At 49.1% G+C, this 892-nt stretch carries 1 protein-coding gene; it reads left to right on the forward strand.

Annotated elements, in window-relative coordinates:
* Positions 1 to 758: helix-turn-helix domain-containing protein (locus tag B5F35_RS18205; RefSeq protein WP_140401304.1), on the forward strand; the 758-nt coding region annotated here is incomplete at its 5' end.
* Between the last annotated feature and the right edge of the window lie 134 nt (positions 759 to 892).

Raw genomic sequence — 892 nt, forward strand, 5'->3', positions numbered from 1 at the left:
AGCGCGGACTGACGCTGGAACAGCTTGCGGAGAAAACCCATCTCTCCAAGTCCGCTTTAGGCAGTTATGAGGGGGACAACTTCAAGGACATCAGCCACTATGCCCTTATTGAACTGGCAAAGTTCTATGAAGTGACTGTTGATTATCTGCTGGGCCGTTCTCAAACAAGAAATCACCCAAACGCCGATCTTGCAGACCTGCATTTGAGTGATGATATGATTGAACTATTGAAAAGCGGGCTGGTGGACAATTCTCTTTTGTGTGAGCTGGCGACACACCCGGATTTTCCCCGGCTCATGGCCGACCTTGAAATCTATGTGAACGGCGTAGCGGGAAAGCAGGTGCAGAGCGCAAACGCCATTGTGGACGCTGTGAGTGCAACGATTATGAAACAACACAATCCCGGCTTGACTGACCCGCAGCTGCGACAGCTTATCGCCGCCCACATTGACGACGACAGCTTTTGCCGCTATGTGATACAGCAGGACATAAACAAGATAGCCCTCGACCTGCGGGAAGCCCATAAGGACGATTTTTTCAGCGTCCCGGAGGACAACCCACTGGAAGATTTCTTGCAGACCGCAGAGGAAACCACCAGAGAGGACAGCGACCCGGAGCAGGCGGCGATGGCCTTTATCTGCAAGCGGCTCAAACTGAACTATGGGAAACTGTCAGAGGAAGAAAAGAAGTGGCTGAAACGGATTGCACAGAAGTCGGATTTGCTGAAAAATCCAAACCCGCAGCGGGGGAGAAAGTAAGAGAGCGACAAATTCCAATTTGAACATCAGTAAATTATGACCTCTCAACAGAGGTTACAGTGTTTTAATAAAATCCTCCAAAAGCCTTGAAAATAAAGGATTTATCGCAATGTGTTCGCCTTATCTCTTTATAC

The sequence above is a fragment of the Anaeromassilibacillus sp. An200 genome, assembly GCF_002160025.1.
GTDB classification, from domain to species: Bacteria; Bacillota; Clostridia; order Oscillospirales; family Acutalibacteraceae; genus Caccousia; species Caccousia stercoris.